Annotated in this window: 11 protein-coding genes; all 11 read left to right on the top strand. The window is 39.7% G+C overall.

Features of this window, described 5'->3' with window-relative positions; genetic code table 11:
* Nucleotides 1-178 precede the first annotated feature (178 nt).
* The 11 genes from Q8M41_RS06445 to Q8M41_RS06495 all read left to right on the top strand — a co-directional run bounded on the left by Q8M41_RS06445 (nucleotide 179) and on the right by Q8M41_RS06495 (nucleotide 17,441).
* The gene (locus Q8M41_RS06445) at nucleotides 179-3,751 is read left to right on the top strand and encodes a SusC/RagA family TonB-linked outer membrane protein (protein WP_305364429.1); all 3,573 of its coding nucleotides are present in this window, start codon (nucleotides 179-181) and stop codon (nucleotides 3,749-3,751) included.
* A gap of 17 nt (nucleotides 3,752-3,768) precedes the next feature.
* Nucleotides 3,769-5,370: a SusD/RagB family nutrient-binding outer membrane lipoprotein gene (locus Q8M41_RS06450; protein ID WP_305364430.1), complete on the top strand. Its 1,602-nt coding sequence runs from the start codon at nucleotides 3,769-3,771 to the stop codon at nucleotides 5,368-5,370.
* A gap of 130 nt (nucleotides 5,371-5,500) precedes the next feature.
* The gene (locus Q8M41_RS06455; RefSeq protein WP_305364431.1) at nucleotides 5,501-6,721 is read left to right on the top strand and encodes an aminotransferase class V-fold PLP-dependent enzyme; all 1,221 of its coding nucleotides are present in this window, start codon (nucleotides 5,501-5,503) and stop codon (nucleotides 6,719-6,721) included.
* Nucleotides 6,722-6,807: 86 nt separating this feature from the next.
* Nucleotides 6,808-8,064 (top strand): amidohydrolase/deacetylase family metallohydrolase, encoded by a 1,257-nt coding sequence (locus tag Q8M41_RS06460; RefSeq protein ID WP_305364432.1) that lies wholly within the window; start codon nucleotides 6,808-6,810, stop codon nucleotides 8,062-8,064.
* A 57-nt stretch (nucleotides 8,065-8,121) separates the two neighbouring features.
* Entirely contained in the window at nucleotides 8,122-9,360 is a 1,239-nt protein-coding gene (locus Q8M41_RS06465) for an amidohydrolase/deacetylase family metallohydrolase (RefSeq protein ID WP_305364433.1), read from the top strand.
* A gap of 211 nt (nucleotides 9,361-9,571) precedes the next feature.
* Complete coding sequence (locus Q8M41_RS06470) at nucleotides 9,572-11,323, top strand: arylsulfatase (protein ID WP_305364434.1); 1,752 nt, start codon at nucleotides 9,572-9,574, stop codon at nucleotides 11,321-11,323.
* 9 nt (nucleotides 11,324-11,332) lie between these two features.
* Nucleotides 11,333-12,574, top strand: coding sequence for a mandelate racemase/muconate lactonizing enzyme family protein (locus Q8M41_RS06475; protein ID WP_305364435.1), 1,242 nt, complete (start codon nucleotides 11,333-11,335; stop codon nucleotides 12,572-12,574).
* Between the two features lie 141 nt (nucleotides 12,575-12,715).
* Nucleotides 12,716-13,909 carry a sialidase family protein gene (locus tag Q8M41_RS06480; RefSeq protein WP_305364436.1) on the top strand — a complete coding sequence of 398 codons (1,194 nt, stop codon included), beginning with the start codon at nucleotides 12,716-12,718 and terminating at the stop codon, nucleotides 13,907-13,909.
* Between the two features lie 388 nt (nucleotides 13,910-14,297).
* Complete coding sequence (locus Q8M41_RS06485; RefSeq protein ID WP_305364437.1) at nucleotides 14,298-15,299, top strand: 2-dehydro-3-deoxygalactonokinase; 1,002 nt, start codon at nucleotides 14,298-14,300, stop codon at nucleotides 15,297-15,299.
* Nucleotides 15,292-15,930 (top strand): bifunctional 4-hydroxy-2-oxoglutarate aldolase/2-dehydro-3-deoxy-phosphogluconate aldolase, encoded by a 639-nt coding sequence (locus Q8M41_RS06490; protein ID WP_305364438.1) that lies wholly within the window; start codon nucleotides 15,292-15,294, stop codon nucleotides 15,928-15,930. The genes Q8M41_RS06485 and Q8M41_RS06490 overlap by 8 nt, the downstream gene beginning before the upstream one ends.
* 209 nt (nucleotides 15,931-16,139) lie before the next feature.
* A complete protein-coding gene (locus Q8M41_RS06495) occupies nucleotides 16,140-17,441 on the top strand; it encodes an MFS transporter (RefSeq protein WP_305364439.1) in 1,302 nt (433 codons plus the stop codon).
* The last annotated feature ends 687 nt before the right edge of the window (nucleotides 17,442-18,128 follow it).

Genomic DNA, 18,128 nt, shown 5'->3' on the forward strand with positions numbered 1-18,128 from the left:
TTAATCCAAATAATATGATGAAAACCGATACCAGCTAATTTTATTAAGGGGATTAAAATGAAAAAACCGCCCCGGATTGCGCCCCGGGACGGAAAAAGTTTCAGATTAATTCTTGTATTAAATTCCGTGAGTACGAAATTTTAATTAATTAACCAAAACAAACTTAAAATGTAAAAATATGAAAAATGTTTTACTAAGTGAATGCAGTAATACCTGCATTAACAATGTCGGTAATTCTACCGGCAAGAGACTCTTAAAGGTGGTCTCGGATCAAACGTTACGAATTATGAAGCTAACTACCATTTTAATTTTAGTTGCTTTTTTGCAGGTAAATGCAAAAGGCTTCTCGCAAAATGTTACGTTAAATGAAAAAAATTCTAACCTGGACAAAGTTTTCACTGAAATCAGAAAACAAACGGGTTATGATTTTCTTTATAATACCAGATTGCTGAGAAATACACTTCCTGTAACTGTGAAAGCAAATAATTCTTCTTTGGAAGAGGTTTTAGATCAGGTTTTCAAAAACCAACCCTTGACCTATACCATTACTGAGAATACAATTATTCTGAAAAGAAGGGATGAACGCTTTTTGGAGCAGACATCTAGATTTTCTTTAGTTCCAAATAGTGGTTTTAAATCATTAAATGCCCAGTCATCAGCTAAGGTTTCCAATTTCAATATTGAGCAGGAACGTGCTGATATTCGTGGTAAGGTAATCGACGCTACAGGCGAGGCTCTGATAGGTGTAAGTGTTCGTGTAAAAGGTTCTGAGACCGGTGCATCAACAGACGTTAACGGAAATTTTGTTTTAAATGCACCTGACAATGCGATTTTGGTATTTACCTATATCGGTTATGTTACTCAGGAAGTTGCTGTAAATGGCAGAACCAGTGTCAATGTAACGATGGTTGAAGACCGTCAGGCATTAAGTGAGGTGGTTGTTACAGCCTTTGGTGTTACCAAGGCAAAAAGAGGCTTAGGTTATGCTGTACAGGAAGTACGTGGTGAAGAGTTCACTGACGCACGCCAGAACAACATCGCAAACTCACTGACAGGTAAAATTGCCGGTGTGGATGCAACTCAGGCTAACTCAGGTGCAGGAGGTTCAAGCCGCGTTATTATTCGTGGTAATACTTCGCTAAATGGTAACCAGCAGCCGCTTTATGTTGTAGATGGTATGCCAATCAATAATAGTAACAGAGGTCCAGTAACAAGTACAGAAGGATTGAATGCTGACCGCGGAGACGGTATTTCAAGTATTAACCCTGACGATATTGCAACGATATCTGTCCTGAAAGGTGGTGCTGCTGCTGCTCTTTATGGATCACAAGCTGCGAATGGTGTAATTTTGATCACGACTAAGAAAGGTTCTGCTCAAAAAGGTGTTGGTATTGAACTTACCTCTGATGCAAACTTTGGTACTCCATCAGTTTTCCCGAATTACCAATATGAATACGGACAAGGTAATGATGGTGTAAAGCCTGCTACCCCTGCCGCTGCATTGAGCTCAGGTCGTTTATCCTATGGCGCAAAAATGGACGGTTCAATGGTGATGCAATTTGATGGGGTTATGCGCCCATACTCACCATTTAGAGTTAAAGATAATATTAAAAACTTTTATGAAGTGAGTCAGAACATTACTAATACTGTGGCATTTAGTGCAGGTAGTGAGAAATTAAAAACAAGATTATCCATAAGTGATTTGCGTGCACAAGATCAACAGCCAAACTCAAGTTATAAGAGAAAAACTGCAAATCTGAATATATCTGGTAAAATGGGTAAAAATGATTTTCTAACCATTGAATCAAGTGTACAATATAATCTTATACAAGGTAGAAACAGACCAGGTGTTGGATATGCAGATTTCAATTCGGCTTGGCCGGTTTATTTGGCTGCAAACGTAGTAGATGTTCGGAATATGGCAGGTACTGATCCAAACAGACCTGGAATTAGGGTTTCAAATGGGAGAGAATTGGATTGGAATCCGGTGCCTGTTGCTTTTAATCCTTATTATGTGGCCTATCAGATTGGTAATGAGGATACTCGTCAACGTTTAATTGGTCGCGCAAGTGTTCAAGCAAATATTTTACCTAATTTATTTGTTAAAGGTACAGTAGCACGTGATTTCAACTATACTACTGATCAATTATATGTGCCAAATACAAATAATTTTACTCCACTTGGCTACTTTCAATCAGGTACACAGCAGGATGATAAAACTAACTTCCAGGGGATTGTAAATTACAATGAAAGATTCTTGAAAGATAAAATTGGGTTAAACATTCTTGGAGGTGTACAAAGTGAAAGAGATTTCGCTAAAGGAAGTACAGCCAATGGTAGCCAATGGGTTGTATCTGATTTTTATAGTATTACTAATTTGGTTAATAGAGATCTGGTTAATGCCTCACAAGGTTCCTTTGGAACAAACTCTGTGTTTGGAGAAGCAAATATTGATTACAATAATCTCTTCTATTTAACAGTAACTGGTCGTCAGGATTGGTTCTCTGTGTTGAATCCAGGATTTAATTCAATCTTCTATCCATCAGTTGGCGCTAGTTTCATCCTTTCAGATGTTATTAAAATGCCAAAATTTTTGGATTATGCCAAATTACGTTCTTCATGGGCTGAAGTAGGTAGTGCAACTGTAAACGCAGGAAGTATCAATCAGACTTATGCCGTGAGTACGGTGAATGCTTATGGTATTCCTACTTTAACAAACCCGAATGTTTTGAATAACCCTAATATTCGTCCGGTTACTGTTGAAACTATCGAAGGTGGTTTTGAGGTTCAAATGTTAAATAGCCGCCTTGGATTAGATGTGAATTATTATTCAAGAAGAACTAGGAATGATATTCTCTCTCCTCCAATCTCCGCAGCAACCGGATTCGCAGCAGGAAGAAGAAATCTTGGTTTAGTTACCAATAAAGGCTGGGAAATCAGCTTAACAGGTACTCCGGTTAAGAAGGATAACTTCTCATGGGATGTAAATTATAACTTTGGATATAATCAAAGTAAGATCGTTGAACTTGCTGAAGGAATAAGTATTTTATCATTAGGTTCAGGTATTGGGGGTCCGCAAATGATCAATGCTGTTGGCTTACCTTATTCAACGGTTAGAGCCAATGTGATGAAGAGAGATGCAAATGGTAATAAGGTTTATAACACTGCTACCGGTTATGAAGTTCAGGAACTACAGGATATAGGTGTGGGTAACCCTCCATACCTGATGGGTCTTGGAAATAACTTCCGTTACAAACGCTTCAGTTTAACTTTGGATATCGATTCTAAATTTGGTGCTGTGGGTTATAGCAACTTAATTCAGTATGCCACCCGTTTCGGACATACTCCACAGACACTTCCTGGAAGGGATGCTGGTTTAACTGTCACTGGAGTATCTGCTGCCGGTGCACCTTATACTAAAGTTTGGTCTGTAGTAGATTTGGATACTTACTATAATAACTTTGGTAATGCATACCCAGGTCAATGGGTTTATAAAACCGACTTTATCAAATTGCGTCGGGCAGTATTGAAATACAATCTTCCTGTGAGCACTCTTAAATTCATGAAGGTACAATCTGCTTCTGTCGGTATTACCGGTTTGAATTTGGCCATACTGTATCAGGATAAGCGGACTAAAGAAGCCGGTATCGATCCTGAAATGCAGGAGACTGTGGGTAACGCACAAGGAAGCCAGGGTGTGGCTTTTCCTAGAACTAGGAATATTGGCTTTAACCTGAATTTAAGATTTTAATAATTTAATCTAAGAACATGAAAAAGACATTCTTAAAATTGATATATGTGGCCGGAGCAGTTCTTGTGGTTTCAACGATGCAATCGTGTAATACCGATAAACTAACCGACCTGAACAAGAACCCTAATGCAATTGAATATGTAATTCCGGAATATTCCTTCACTGCTGCTGTTCTAGCAAGTGGTCCTGGAGAGAATTACAGAGCATTAGGACAAGGTTTGCAGTATTTTTCTTCTTATAAGGAAGTTCCTGCTACCGGTGATAAATTTTACAATTTCAATGGAACTGGTGGATCATTTGGTGTATACACCGGGCAGTGGAACCGTTTGGCACAATTAACAAAGGAGATTCCCGGAGCAGAAAACGTAAATAAACGAGCAGCTGTTGAGATTCTTAGAATTTTGGCTTTTCACCAGCAAACTGATGTGATGGGGGATATGCCTTATTCGGAATCTATGAAGGGGCTCGATAAACTTAAGCCAAAATATGATACTCAAAAAAGTATATATACTGCTATGCTTACCGAACTTGAAACTGCTTTAAAATCTATGGATGCAACCAAACCAAATGTATTTGGCAATGCTGATCCTTACTTTAAAGGTGATGTAGCTAAATGGAGCAAATTTGGTTATACCTTAATGGCTCGTTTAGGCATGCGTCTTTCTGATATTGAACCGGCAACAGCTAAATCCTGGGTAGAGAAAGCAGTTGCTGGTGGAATAATGACTGCTTTTGGCGATATCGCTTATCTTAAATATGCAAACATCCAAGGTCAAATGAATCCTAGAGTGCTTACTTACATCAATGGGGATTTTACAAGCCCGGGTGGGGATAACATAGAAGGAAGTAAATGGTCAGGTAAATTTATTGATCATCTCAAAGCTACTTCAGATCCACGTTTACCTGTTATTTCAGTAGTTTGGGTTCCTGCAAGTGGTAATACTTTTACTCCAAATAATACCCCTGCAGCTCAGCGTGGAATGGTTAGTGGAAGTTTAAATACCAGACCTACAGATTTTGATACTTATTCTGAGCCTTCTTTGTTGTACATCGACAGAGGTGCGCCAATTATTGTAATGAGTCCTTCAGAAGCCTTTCTGATTATTGCAGAAGGAGCTGCCAGAGGATGGAGTGTTGGTTCAACTGCTCAGGCAGCTTATAATAATGCTGTTCGTGCAGCAATGGCTGAATGGGCATTATGGCCAAGTGTGGCTCCTCATTCAGGAGTAATTACCACTGCGCAGGTAGATGCCTATCTTGCCGCTAATCCTTATCCCGCAGCAGGAACATTAGCTCAGCAGATAGAAACCATCTCAACACAGAAATGGGTTTCATTGCTTGGGAATGATTATGAGGTATATTCAAACTGGCGCCGTACCAAATATCCTGTTTTCAATTATGCAAACTGGACAGTTGGTGGCAATAAGGTACCTTATCCTGGTAACGTAACTGCAGGTAAAATGTGGAGAAGATTTTCTCTTCCAATTGCTGAGCGTAACGTAAACAATGATAACTACCTGGAAGCAATTAAAAGACAAAATTATTCTGAAGAGCAGTTAGATCTTTTACAAGGCAGAATGTGGTGGGATGTTGGTCCTGGTACAGGCCAAAGTAACTAATACGTTATAAAGCTGAAGCAATATGAAAAGAAGAGTTCATTTTGTATATTAGCTATATGATCATTAAAAGGAGGTCGAAAGGTCTCCTTTTATTGTTTAAGGACAAATCAATAAAAACAAAAACAATACTATGAAACGTAGAGATCTTATTAAATACCTGTCTGTAGCCCCGATTGCAGGAGCGGCAGTAGGTACTGGTGTTCCGTTGCAATCTTTGGCCTCTCCGGCTGTAGCTGCTGCCAAGCGCGATGTGATTAAAGAATTGGGTTTACGAACCTTTATTAATGCTGCCGGTACTTATACTACCATGACTGCCTCATTAATGCATCATGAAGTTGTTGATACCATTCAATCTGCATCTAAACACTTCGTGATGATTAACGAGGTTCAGGATAAAGTAGGGGAGAAAATTGCTGCAATGTGCCATGCTGAATCGGCTATGGTTACTGCGGGTTGCTGGTCGGCCCTCGTTTTGGGAACTGCTGGTATTTTGACCAGAATGGATAGAAAAAAAGTTTCTTTATTGCCTGATCTATCAACTTTCGAGCGTTCTGAAGTAATCGTTCAAAAAGAACATAATGTTGGGTATGTACATGCTTTAACCAATACAGGAATCAAGGTAGTAGAGGTTGAAACAGCTGCAGAAATGGAAAGAGCTATTACCGGCAAAACGGCAATGATGTGGTTTCTGAACTCAAGCGGTCCAATGGGCAAAATTAAGCATGAAGAATTTGTTGCTATTGGTAAAAAGCATAACATTCCTACCATGATTGACATGGCTGCCGATGTTCCTCCTGTTGAAAATCTTTGGAAGTACAATGACTTAGGTTTTGACCTGGTTTGCGTTTCTGGTGGTAAAGCAATTTGCGGCCCTCAGAGTGCAGGTATTTTGATGGGTAAAAAGGACCTGATTGCCGCTGCACGTCTTAATGCACCTCCTAATGGTGGTAATATTGGTCGCGGTATGAAAGTTAATAAAGAAGAAATTTTGGGAATGTATGTTGCATTGGATAAATATGTCAATACTGACCATGCTGCAGAATGGAAAATGTGGGAAGATCGTGTGGCAGTAATTGTTAATGCTGCAACAAAGGTTGATGGTGTTAGTGCTGACGTTTTCGTTCCTCCTGTAGCGAACCACACACCTGCAATAAAAATATCCTGGGATCAGAATAAAGTTAAGATCACACCAAGACAGTTAATGAAAAATCTACAGGACGGTAGTCCTTCAGTAGAAGTAATGGGCGGCCAGACTGGGATCAACATTACAGTATTTATGCTGAAGAATGGAGAGGATAAACTTGTTGCAAAACGGGTTCAGCAGGAGCTTGCCAAGGCGGCGATAGGCTAAATGAGGTATTAAGTATGAGGTATCAGGTATCAGCTCATACCTGATACCTGATTGCTTACCAAAATTCACAAAACACAATTCTAATTATGAAAAGAATTTCCTTTCTGCTTCTTTGTGGGGTTTTATTTCTTGCTGTATTTGCTCAGGCCCAAACAAAAACGTACAGCATCCTCATCAGGGGTGGGCATGTAATTGATGCAAAAAATAATATAAACGAATTAATGGATGTGGCTATCCAAAGCGGAAAAATTGCCGCAGTTGCTAAAAATATTGATCCCTCACTTGCAACACAGATTGTGGATGCGAAAGGGATGTACGTGACACCCGGTTTAATCGACTTACATGCTCATGTTTTTGCAGGTACAGATGATAGGGGATTAAGTGGTGGATTTTCAGCCCTTGCACCCGATCCTTACACATTCAGGTCAGGGGTAACAACGGTTGTTGATTGCGGAGGTGCAGGCTGGGCTTCATTTGACAGATTTAAGAAAAATATCATAGACCGTTCAAGAACAAGAGTTTTATCCTTTCTGAACATCGTTGGTGATGGTATGAGAGGCAATCCTTATGAACAGGATATCAATGATATGGATGCTAAGAAAGCTGCAGATAAAGCTTTGGCAAATAAAGATATTGTAGTCGGATTTAAGCTTGCTCACTTTGCTGCTGCAAGCTGGGTTCCGGTAGAACGTGTCGTTGAGGCCGGTAAACTGGCAGATATGCCGGTAATTATTGATTTTGGTGGTGATAATACGCATGCTCCTTTGTCTATCGAAAAATTGTTTACTCAATATCTTCGTCCCGGAGATATTTACACTCATGTTTATACTGAGTTAGTCCAGAGAGATCCTGTAGTAGATCTTAATACCCGTCAGTTAAAGCCATTTTTAATTCCTGCCCAAAAAAGGGGAATTATTTTTGACGTTGGTTTTGGAGGAGGAAGTTTCAACTTCAATCAGGCTATTCCTTCAATTAAAGCTGGGTTTTTGCCCAATACGATGGGGACAGACCTTCATACCGGGAGTATGAATGGTGCGATGAAAGATCAGTTAAATGTACTCTCTATTTTCCTTTCTATGGGAATGGATATTCAGGGGGTCATATCCCGTAGTACCTGGGCACCTGCGCAGGCTATTAAGCGGCCCGAACTTGGGAATCTATCGGTAGGTTCCGGAGCGGATGTTGCTATCTTAACAGTACGTAATGGGAATTTCGCTTTCAGAGATATTGCTGGTAACAGAAATGAAGGCAAGCAAAGGTTTGAGTGTGAAATGACTATTCGTAACGGAAGAATTGTTTACGATCTGAATGCAATTGCAGGAACATCGGCACAGATCAAATAAATAATAAGCTAAAAATCAATTTATTGATTTTTATTTAAAGATTTTAGAAATAAAGCAATGAAGAAATTCTCAATAGTAATTATAGTTCTGCTTTTCCTGGCAACATTTACAAATGCTCAGGGTAAAATATATAATACCCTGATAAAGGGTGGTAGAGTGATCGACGCAAAGAACAAAATTAATGCCCTGATGGATGTTGCCATCAAAGATGGTAAGATTGCTAAAGTAGCACAGAACATCGATGCAGCACAAGCCGAGCAGGTTATAAATGCCAATGGGATGTACGTTACTCCCGGTCTTATCGATGTCCACGCACACGTTTTCTGGGGTACCCAGCCAAACAGTTATTTAAGTAATGGTGATGTGGGTGTAACAGCCGATGGATTTAGCTTTCGTTCAGGTGTAACCACTATGGTAGACTGTGGAGGTCCGGGATATAAATCATTTGATGCCTTTAAAAAGAATATCATTGATAAATCTCAAACCAGAATTTTAGCATTCCTTAATATTGTTGGAGAGGGTATGAGAGGTGGTGATTACGAACAGGATGTGAGTGATATGGATGTCCAACTAGCTGCAAAGGCTGCTCTGGATAATAAAGAACATGTGGTTGGATTTAAGTTGGCACATTTTACAAATCCTGATTGGACTCCTGTTGAACGCATCGTTGCCGCTGGTAAATTAGCCAATATGCCGGTTATTATTGATTTTGGAGGTGGTAAGCTTCCTATCGAAGATCTTTTTTTTAAGTACCTCAGACCCGGTGATATTTATACACACGTATTTACTGAGCTGGAAAGAAGGGATCCAATCGTTGATCTTCAGACCAGACAACTGAGACCTTTTGTTATTCCTGCTCAAAAAAGAGGAATTATTTTTGACGTTGGTTTTGGTGGTGGAAGTTTCAATTTCAATCAGGCTATTCCAGCAATTAAGGCTGGATTGTTACCCGATCTGATGGGTACTGACCTTCATACCGGTAGCATGAATGGTTCAATGAAGGATCAGCTGAATGTCTTGTCAATACACCTTGCGATGGGTATGAATCTGCAATCTGTGATCGAACGAAGTACCTGGAGACCTGCTCAGGCTATTAAACGGACTGAATTGGGACATCTTTCAGAAGGAGCGATTGCAGATATTGCGATACTGAGCATGCGTCAGGGTAAGTTCGGATTCAGAGACATCGCGATGAACAGGCAGGAAGGAACTCAAAAACTGGAGTGTGAACTGACAATTAAAGGTGGTAGGATTATGTATGATCTCAACGCTATTGCCTCGAATGTCAAGAATTAATATGCAAGCTTCTGTCTGAACTGTGATTTCGGTGATTTATATGATTTTCCTGATTATAACAATCAATCTACTCATATAAATCACAGTTCAGACAAAATGAGGAACATTAATTTAAATTTAGTATTCTTTAAATATCATAGAAGAATAAGCTAAAGTTTGCCCTTAAATGTATTAATGTCAACCCAATTTCAATATTCTGTTGCTTAGTGTTATGAACTATTTAAAGTTTATTTGCCTTTTTGTAATTCTGAATCTCGGCTTTGCATTAAAGAATAGTTTCGCTCAGAAAAGGCCAAACGTTTTGTTGATCATGACCGATGATCAGGGTGTCGGGGATATTGGTATACACAATAATAATATACTGAAAACCCCGAATATGGATGCTATTGCGAAACAAGGTGCTGAATTCAAACAATTCATTGTCAATTTCAATTGTTCTCCAACCCGTGCGAGTATGCTCACCGGGCGTGATAATTACAGAACCGGAGTGGTGGGTGTAACCGAGACATCTCATCTGATGAAGTCCTCTGAAGTTACGATTGCCAGGTTGTTGTCTGATGCTGGATATAGTACCGGAATTTTTGGCAAATGGCATCTGGGTGATAGCTATCCTATGAGACCATCAGACAAGGGATTTCAGGAAACCCTGATTCACAAAGGAGGAGGAATAGGGCAGGCATCCGATCCTCCCGGAAACTCTTATTTCAATCCAATTCTCGAACATAATAATGTAAGAAAGGTATTTGATGGCTATTGCGATGATATTTTTGCAGATGCAACCCTCAATTTTATAGATAAGAATAAGGACAAACCTTTCTTTGCTTTTTACGCGACCAATCTTCCGCATTTTCCCTTAACAGTAAGTGATAAATGGGCAGATCCATTTCGAAAAATGGGCCTGCATGAATTGAATGCTCGTACTTATGGGATGGTTGCCAATGTCGATGCTAACATCGGCCGCTTACTGGCTAAACTTAAAGAACTCGGAATTGAGGAAAATACGATCGTTATTTTCATGTCAGACAATGGACCGAGGACCAAAAGAACCAAAAATGATCTTTACCCTGATCGTTACAGTATGAATCTTCGGGGGACTAAAACCAGCGTGTATGAGAACGGTATACGTGCTCCGTTTTTCATTAAATGGCCTGCAAAAATACCTCATGGTGTGAAATTTACCAATCTGGCGGCTCATATAGATGTGATGCCAACCTTGTTGGAAGCATGTGATGTCGCTGTTCCAAAAGGCCTGAAGCTTGATGGATTATCCTTAATGCCATTATTGACCTCAAAAGTTAAAAATCTCACTGAACGTGAAATTTTTATTCAGGGACATGCCGGCTCTGAGCCATTCAAATACTTTCATTTTACGGTTCGCGGACAGCGATATAAGCTAATTTCGCCCACTGATGATCCTTATGGTGATATAAGGCGTCCTACTGATGCAGATGTAAAGAAAATGATCGCGAATCTTGAATTATATGATATCGAAATAGATTCAAGTGAGATTAATAATATCGCCAAACAATATCCTGAAATAGTTAAAAGCATGCTTTCAAGGTATGAGAACTGGTTTGACCAGGCAATTAAGGATCGTGGTCCGGACTGGCCTCAGCGAATTTATTTAGGAACTCCCTTCCAAAAAAATGTGCAGTTATCCCGCTTCGATTGGGGAGGTCCCGGAGCATTTGGCAATCAGTCCAATAAATTTGGTTATTGGGAGGTTTTTAGCACTGCGGCCAGATATCGGATTACCCTTCGTTTTCAGAAAGCACCGACATCTGGCTTAGCCTGTTTTAAATATCAGGGTCTTGAAAAAAATATCCAGGTTTCAGAAGGAAAAACTTCAGTAATTTTTGATGATATTGAACTGCCTGCAGGTTCTGGCAGATTTGAGGCATTTCTCAAATTTGACACCAAAGAAACGGGCGTACAGTTTGTGGATGTAGAACGCATTAATTAAATAAGTTTTATGGAAAGAAGACGGTTTCTTAAATCCGCTATGCTCGGTTCAGCAACCATGATGTTGGGTTTTCCTGTACTGGATTCGCTGGCATCCTCAGGAATTAAAATAAAGAAAATCAGGTACTACAGTGCCCCTGGATATAATAAGCCCTTATTTAATCAGGCTCGTGGAATCGTTGAAATTGAGACCGACAGCGGTATAATAGGTATCGGCGAAGGCGGTTCAAAAGATATGATTGAACAATGTGCGCAGATGATGATTGGCGAAGATCCATTCCGGATTGAGCACATCTGGCAAAACCTTTACAGAGGCATGTTTTATCCTCCCGGAAGGGAAAAACTCCATGCAGTCGGTGCACTTGAAATGGCTTTGTGGGACATTAAAGGAAAAGCATTGAATGTGCCTGTCTATGAATTACTGGGAGGAGCGACACGCGACTATATAGAATGTTATGCGACGGGATTCAGAGCCTCAAAAGCCAAAACTGAGGAAGAGCGGGCAACAGATTGTCTGAAAGCTGGTTTGAGGTCTTACAGGATTGGCCCAACCGGTGGAAATGGTGATCAGTCTTTTGATTTCTTTCAGAATGCTGCTAAAACTATTGATTTCTGTAAACGAATAGATCAGGCAGTTGGTGGGCAGGGGAACTGGGCAATCGACCTGCATACCCGTTTTGATACTCCTGAAGCTATAAAGATCTGCGATGCATTGGAAGAACTAAGTCCATATTTTGTTGAAGATGCGATCAGATCTGAGAATACCGGAGCATACAGGAAATTCAGGCAACTAACCAAGGTTCCACTGGCAGTTGGCGAGCAGTTTGGCGATCGTTGGGATATCAATGAAATGATTGAGCAGCAATTGATCAATTATTCAAGGGTTACTTTACCAAATACCGGTGGCATCGTTGAGTTTAAAAAAATAGCCTCTCTGTGTGAAACGCATTATGTGGGAATGATTCCTCATTTTACCGGACCCTTATCTACTGCCGCTTTAGTTCATGTTTTAGGATCAAGCAGTCCTGCAAGGGCAATGATGGAATTAGCAGGTGGAGAACCTGAAAAGCCGGCCTATTTTAATGAGGATTACCTTAATTTTTCAAATGGCAGACTATATTTGAATCCTGCGCCGGGGCTTGGGGTAAAATTCAATCCAAAGAAAGCAGATTTTGTGATGGAAATAATCGAAAAGACGAAATTCCCTCATCCGGTTTTAAAGAGTCCGGATGGAGCAATACATAATTGGTAAGTATAAATGATTATTCAGACAGAATTGCTCAAATCCGATCAATAGACCAATTTTATTTATATTTAGCTCGGATATAATTACACAGATTTCAAGAAAAGTGCAAAAAGACAAAAGATAATTTACCCTCTAATTCCAAATAAATTGAGAACAAAAACTATACTATTTTCCACTTTACTGTTTGCAGTAAGTTTTGGGACACTGATTTCAGGCTGTAATTCAAATAAAAAAACTGCTGAATCTACTGCAGATACTTCTGATTCTGCTGCCTTATTTATCACCGGAACAGACCCAAGATTAGCCGGTAGAAATTTTGAGCAGGTTCCAGCAATTGGTACATCTGCTGATGGAAAGCAGATCTTTGTAGCCTGGTATTCAGGTGGAGCTGCTCCTGGTCCCGGAAATTTTGTGACCCTTTCTGTAAGTCAGGATTCAGGAAAGACTTGGTTAAATGATCAGCTGGCAGTTTATCCAAATTTGCCGGAATACAGGTTTTTTGATCCTGCTTTCTGGAGGGATAAAAATGGTCAGCTTCATTTATTCTATGGCAGTGCAAAAGATAGCCTTATATGGGATGGATTTGGTGGTGTAAATGCCCTTGAGATTGCCTGGGATGGCACTAAAATTACCCACGGCCAGACACAAAGAATCAGTGATGGAGTGATGAGCAATAAGCCGCTATATCTGGCTTCCAAAGATCTTGCTCTATTTCCGGTGTACGTTGACAAACCTTTACCGGGTGATAGTTCAGGAAAAGTTTTTCCTGAAAATGGCGCATTTATCCGGGCTTTGGATTATTCAAAATCAAATGATTTAGCTTCATTGACAAACTATTCAAGCATCCAAATTGCAGACTCAATCCGGATTCATGATGAACCACAGCTTGTAGAAGTTTCAGATAAGGGTAATCTGATGGCCATGGTAAGAACAACAAAAGGAATTTACTTTGCTACAAGTTCAGATTATGGTTTGACATGGAGTACTGTTGAGCCTTTTACCGCTTCCGGACCAACAACCTCAAGTCGTTTCTATCTCGGCAAACTGTCTTCAGGAAGTTTATTGCTGATTTCAAACAGCAGCACTACCCGTAATAATATGTGCGCATTTATATCTGTTGATGGCGGCAAAACCTGGCCACATAAACTTTTGCTGGATGCCAGAGAAAACGTTTCCTATCCTGATGCCGATCAAACTCCTGACGGCAAGATCCACGTCGTATTCGATCGTGAAAGAACCAGTGCTAAAGATATTTTGTATTGCAGGTTTACTGAAGAGGATGTTATAAAGGGGAATACGGAAATGGTGTTTAAAACGAGAATTAATAAAATTAATAAATAGTTGACAATTGATAATTGATAGTTGACAATTAGCTAAGAGACTTGCGAAATCGCATGGGCGAGCAGAAAGTCGATTTCGTCAGTCGCCTAAATCAATTAAAAATTTATGGAATGAACAAATTAGCAAGTGGGGTCTGCCGTCCAGATTTAAAATTTACGAAATCACTTAGGCGGTTGCAATTTGATTTCGTCTTTACATACAATAAATAGCAAATTGGTATTTTCCTCTGGTTGGTGTTGTCACCAACCAGTTATCACCAACCAGGGATGTAATTTGTCATTGCGAGCGTAGCGCGGCAATCTCATTGCTCCTCAGGTTGCATCTGGTAAGGTGAGAAAACCGACCATAGGGAAGGAACATGCTGCTTAGGTAATTTAGAATAGACAGAATGAATAAATATATATTATGCTGCGACTGGGGAACTACTTCATTCAGGTTAAGACTGGTTGATAGATACACCTATGCAGTTATTGCTGAATTGTTATCGCCGGGTGGGGTAGCAGGTACTTTCAGGTCATGGAAAGAACAAGCGGAAATCAATCGCTTTGATTACTATTCTGAGATCCTTAAATCAAGTATTCTTGAATTAGGGAATAAATCCGGAAAGTCTCTCGAAAATATTCCGGTTATTGTATCCGGTATGGCCTCATCATCTTTGGGGATGGAGGAAATTGCTTATGCTGAACTGCCATTTAATATCAGTGGTATTCAGGCATCTGTAAAGATATATGAAAATTTTAACGGCCCTGGTGCAAATCTTGTGCTGGTTTCGGGTCTGAAGAGTTATGAGGATGTGATGAGAGGGGAGGAAGCCCAGTTGATAGGCCTGATTAAAATAAATGAGGTTTCCGTACAGGAACATGAGCAAATCGTATTTGTTTTTCCCGGAACTCACTCTAAACATATTTTCGTAAAAGATGAGCAGGTAACTGATTTTAAGACCTTCATGACCGGGGAGATCTTTAATATTCTCAGCGAACACAGTATACTAAAGGATTCTATTGATTTGAGTAAATCTTCAGGTTTAAATGAACCCGCTAATATTGAGGCATTTAAACATGGGGTAGAAATTTCCGGATCATCTTCCTTATTACATAATTTATTTACTGTCAGAACGATGCAGCTCTTTGGGAAGTTCGGCAAAGAGCAGAATTCATATTATTTAAGCGGATTACTTATTGGTACAGAACTCAGGCAGCTCTATTCAGGAAATTTTGATCATCTGGTGATCTGCAGCGGAAAGCATCTTTATCATCATTATAAAATTGCAGCAGAAATGCTTTCTTTTAAAATAAAAACAAGCTTTATTCAATCTGACCTTATCGACAAAGCAACTATTGCCGGACAGGTTCAACTATTTAATGCACTACAAACCATCTCTAATGAATAATCAAGAATTCTCCTGGAAAGATTTCTCCAGGGTGCCGCTGGTTGGAATAATCAGGAATCTGACATTTGATGAAATTGCAAAAATTTTACCTGTTTACCATGCTGCCGGACTTACAACCATTGAAATAACTATGAATACTCCTTTTGCGGAGGATATTATTCGTTATGCTGCTGAGCAGTATAGAGGTTGTTTAAATGTAGGTGCCGGTACGGTTTGCAGTACCGATGACCTGAAAATGGCTCTAAAGGCAGGTGCTCAATTTATTGTAACACCTATTCTGAATCCAGAGGTCGTACGCAACTGTGTAAAGTCAAAGATTCCGGTATTTCCCGGAGCCTATACTCCCACAGAGATTTATCAGGCCTGGGAGCTTGGTGCGGATATGGTCAAGGTTTACCCTGCTACCGCATTGGGTCCTGATTATATCAGGGATGTAAAAGCACCTTTGAACAAAATTAAACTAATGCCTACAGGCGGAATCAGCCTGAATAACATTGAGGTGTTTATGAAAGCTGGCGCCGACGGTTTGGGAATAGGGGGACAGCTTTTCGATAAACAATTGATTAAGAATGAGGATTGGGATGGATTATTGGAGCACTTTAAGCAGTATGTTAAGCATTTTAATTCATAGATTCAAGAACCAAGAGCCAGGAACCAAGACTGAAAAATCCAGCTAAATTGAATGGAGTCCCTCCTGCGTCGGGATGACAGTCAATTGATATCCGATAGTTATATTGTGATAATTTAGAAAAAGTTTCCATCCAGACAACAGATAACATAAATAAACAATGAACCACTATTTACTAACCAACTAACAACTAACCAACCAACAACCAGCAAATGGCATCAGGAAAAATCAAAAATTATCGTTGGATCATAGTAGGATTACTCTTCACAGGTACTGTAATTAATTATCTGGATCGGCAGATCATTGGCTTGCTAAAACCTACACTTGAAGCGGAATTCAGCTGGACAGAAACAGACTTTGGGAAGATCATGTCTGCATTTTCGTTTGCGTATGCTATTGGTTTATTGGTATCCGGAAGGTTTATTGATAAGGTTGGAACTAAAATGGGTTATAGTGTTGCTGTAGTTGTGTGGAGTTTGGCAGGAATGTTTCATGCACTTGCAAAATCAGTAATGGGTTTTGGTATTGCCAGATTATCACTTGGGATAGGGGAGGCTGGTAATTTCCCGGCAGCAATGAAGGCTGTTGCCGAATGGTTTCCTAAAAAGGAAAGGGCACTGGCGACAGGTATTTTCAATTCAGGAACGGCGATAGGTGTTGTTGTTGCATTAATACTTGTTCCGATAATTATGCAAAACTATGGCTGGCAAGAGGTTTTTTGGATTACCGGAGCCCTTGGTTTTATATGGTTGATTTTCTGGTGGATTCTGTATGAAATTCCTTCTAAACAGAAAAGATTGAGTTCAGAAGAATTGGCCTATATCGAAAGCGATAAGGATGATGTTTCTGATCAGGTAAAAAGCGCTATTAAGATCTCCTGGACAAGGTTGTTCACATTTCCTCAGACCTGGGCATTTGTTACTGGTAAATTCTTGATCGATCCGATTTTCTGGTTCTTCCTGTTCTGGTTGCCATCTTATTTTTCTGCTACATTTAATCTTGATTTGAAGGTAATCAGTCCCGAATTGATACTTATCTATGGCGCAACTACCATAGGAAGTATTGCAGGAGGTTATTTTTCTTCCAGTCTGATTAAAAGAGGCTGGCCTACCTTAAAAGCAAGAAAGGGAGTATTATTGTTGTTTGCTATTCTGGAGCTTGGTATCATGATCGCAATCGCTCAGTTTGTTACTGATAAATGGGTAGCGGTAGGTTTGATTAGTCTGGCTGTTGCAGTGCATCAGGCATGGGCAACAAATATCTTTACAATGGCTTCGGATATGTTCCCAAAAGAGGTAGTGAGTTCAGTTGTTGGAATCGGTGGTATGACCGGTGCAATAGGGGGGATATTGTTCCCAATATTTGTGGGGTATCTGCTTGATGTTTACAAAGCGGCTGATAACTTAACGGGTGGGTATAATCTTATATTTACAATTTGTGGGGTGACCTATCTGCTGGCCTGGATAATTATTCATTTACTAACCAGAAGATCTCAGAAGGTGGTTGTTAGTTAGGTGTGAGGTATGAGGTATCAGGTGTCAGGTGCTGGGATTAAAATGGGGAGAATTGGATATGATATATATGGTCTTTATTCCTTGATCTTTGTTCTTTATTCTAACAACTAAGTCTCAAACAAACCAGGATTTAGTCTTGATTCTTGGCTCTTGGTTCTTGAATCAGTCTTCTCCAGATTGCTATCGGGTTTCTCATTGACAAATTCATTCTCCATTTCATTTGCAACAGATCTCTCGTCGCGGGAAAATCATCTTAAAACAAGATCCATATCGCTCCTCGAGATGACGCGGTGTTGGAATCAGGATTAATAATTTGCTAATTTTCTCATTTCCTCATTCAAAGGATTTACAAATAGACCAATCAGATCATTGAGTTTTACGTTATACGTTATACGTTGTACGTTTTGAAAGATTTCATTTAAAGAGAAGAATTTTCCTCAGGAGTCAAATTTCCATTGACAAATAGACAAATCAACTTATTGACAAATTCAAGAACCCATTTCAATTTCCAATAAAATAATTATACTTTTAATTAATCAAATTAAACTCTCAAAATCAATAAATTATGAAAAGGATTCTAATTTTTGCCGCAGTGATTCTGTTTCTGGCTTCGTGTCAGAAAGAAACAAGTTTGGAAAGTTCGGTTCAGCCTGAATTATCAGCCAAAGAATATGCGAAAATGACTGA

It is taken from the genome of Daejeonella sp. (assembly GCF_030684675.1).
Lineage (GTDB): Bacteria > Bacteroidota > Bacteroidia > Sphingobacteriales > Sphingobacteriaceae > Daejeonella.

Bases quoted from the DNA above. Each gene is read 5' to 3' on its own strand.
- Q8M41_RS06490 (WP_305364438.1), top strand. From the start codon at position 15,292: ATGAATAATCAAGAATTCTCCTGGAAAGATTTCTCCAGGGTGCCGCTG.
- Q8M41_RS06470 (WP_305364434.1), top strand. From the start codon at position 9,572: ATGAACTATTTAAAGTTTATTTGCCTTTTTGTAATTCTGAATCTCGGC.
- Q8M41_RS06450 (WP_305364430.1), top strand. From the start codon at position 3,769: ATGAAAAAGACATTCTTAAAATTGATATATGTGGCCGGAGCAGTTCTT.
- Q8M41_RS06445 (WP_305364429.1), top strand. From the start codon at position 179: ATGAAAAATGTTTTACTAAGTGAATGCAGTAATACCTGCATTAACAAT.
- Q8M41_RS06455 (WP_305364431.1), top strand. From the start codon at position 5,501: ATGAAACGTAGAGATCTTATTAAATACCTGTCTGTAGCCCCGATTGCA.
- Q8M41_RS06465 (WP_305364433.1), top strand. From the start codon at position 8,122: ATGAAGAAATTCTCAATAGTAATTATAGTTCTGCTTTTCCTGGCAACA.
- Q8M41_RS06495 (WP_305364439.1), top strand. From the start codon at position 16,140: ATGGCATCAGGAAAAATCAAAAATTATCGTTGGATCATAGTAGGATTA.
- Q8M41_RS06485 (WP_305364437.1), top strand. From the start codon at position 14,298: ATGAATAAATATATATTATGCTGCGACTGGGGAACTACTTCATTCAGG.
- Q8M41_RS06475 (WP_305364435.1), top strand. From the start codon at position 11,333: ATGGAAAGAAGACGGTTTCTTAAATCCGCTATGCTCGGTTCAGCAACC.
- Q8M41_RS06460 (WP_305364432.1), top strand. From the start codon at position 6,808: ATGAAAAGAATTTCCTTTCTGCTTCTTTGTGGGGTTTTATTTCTTGCT.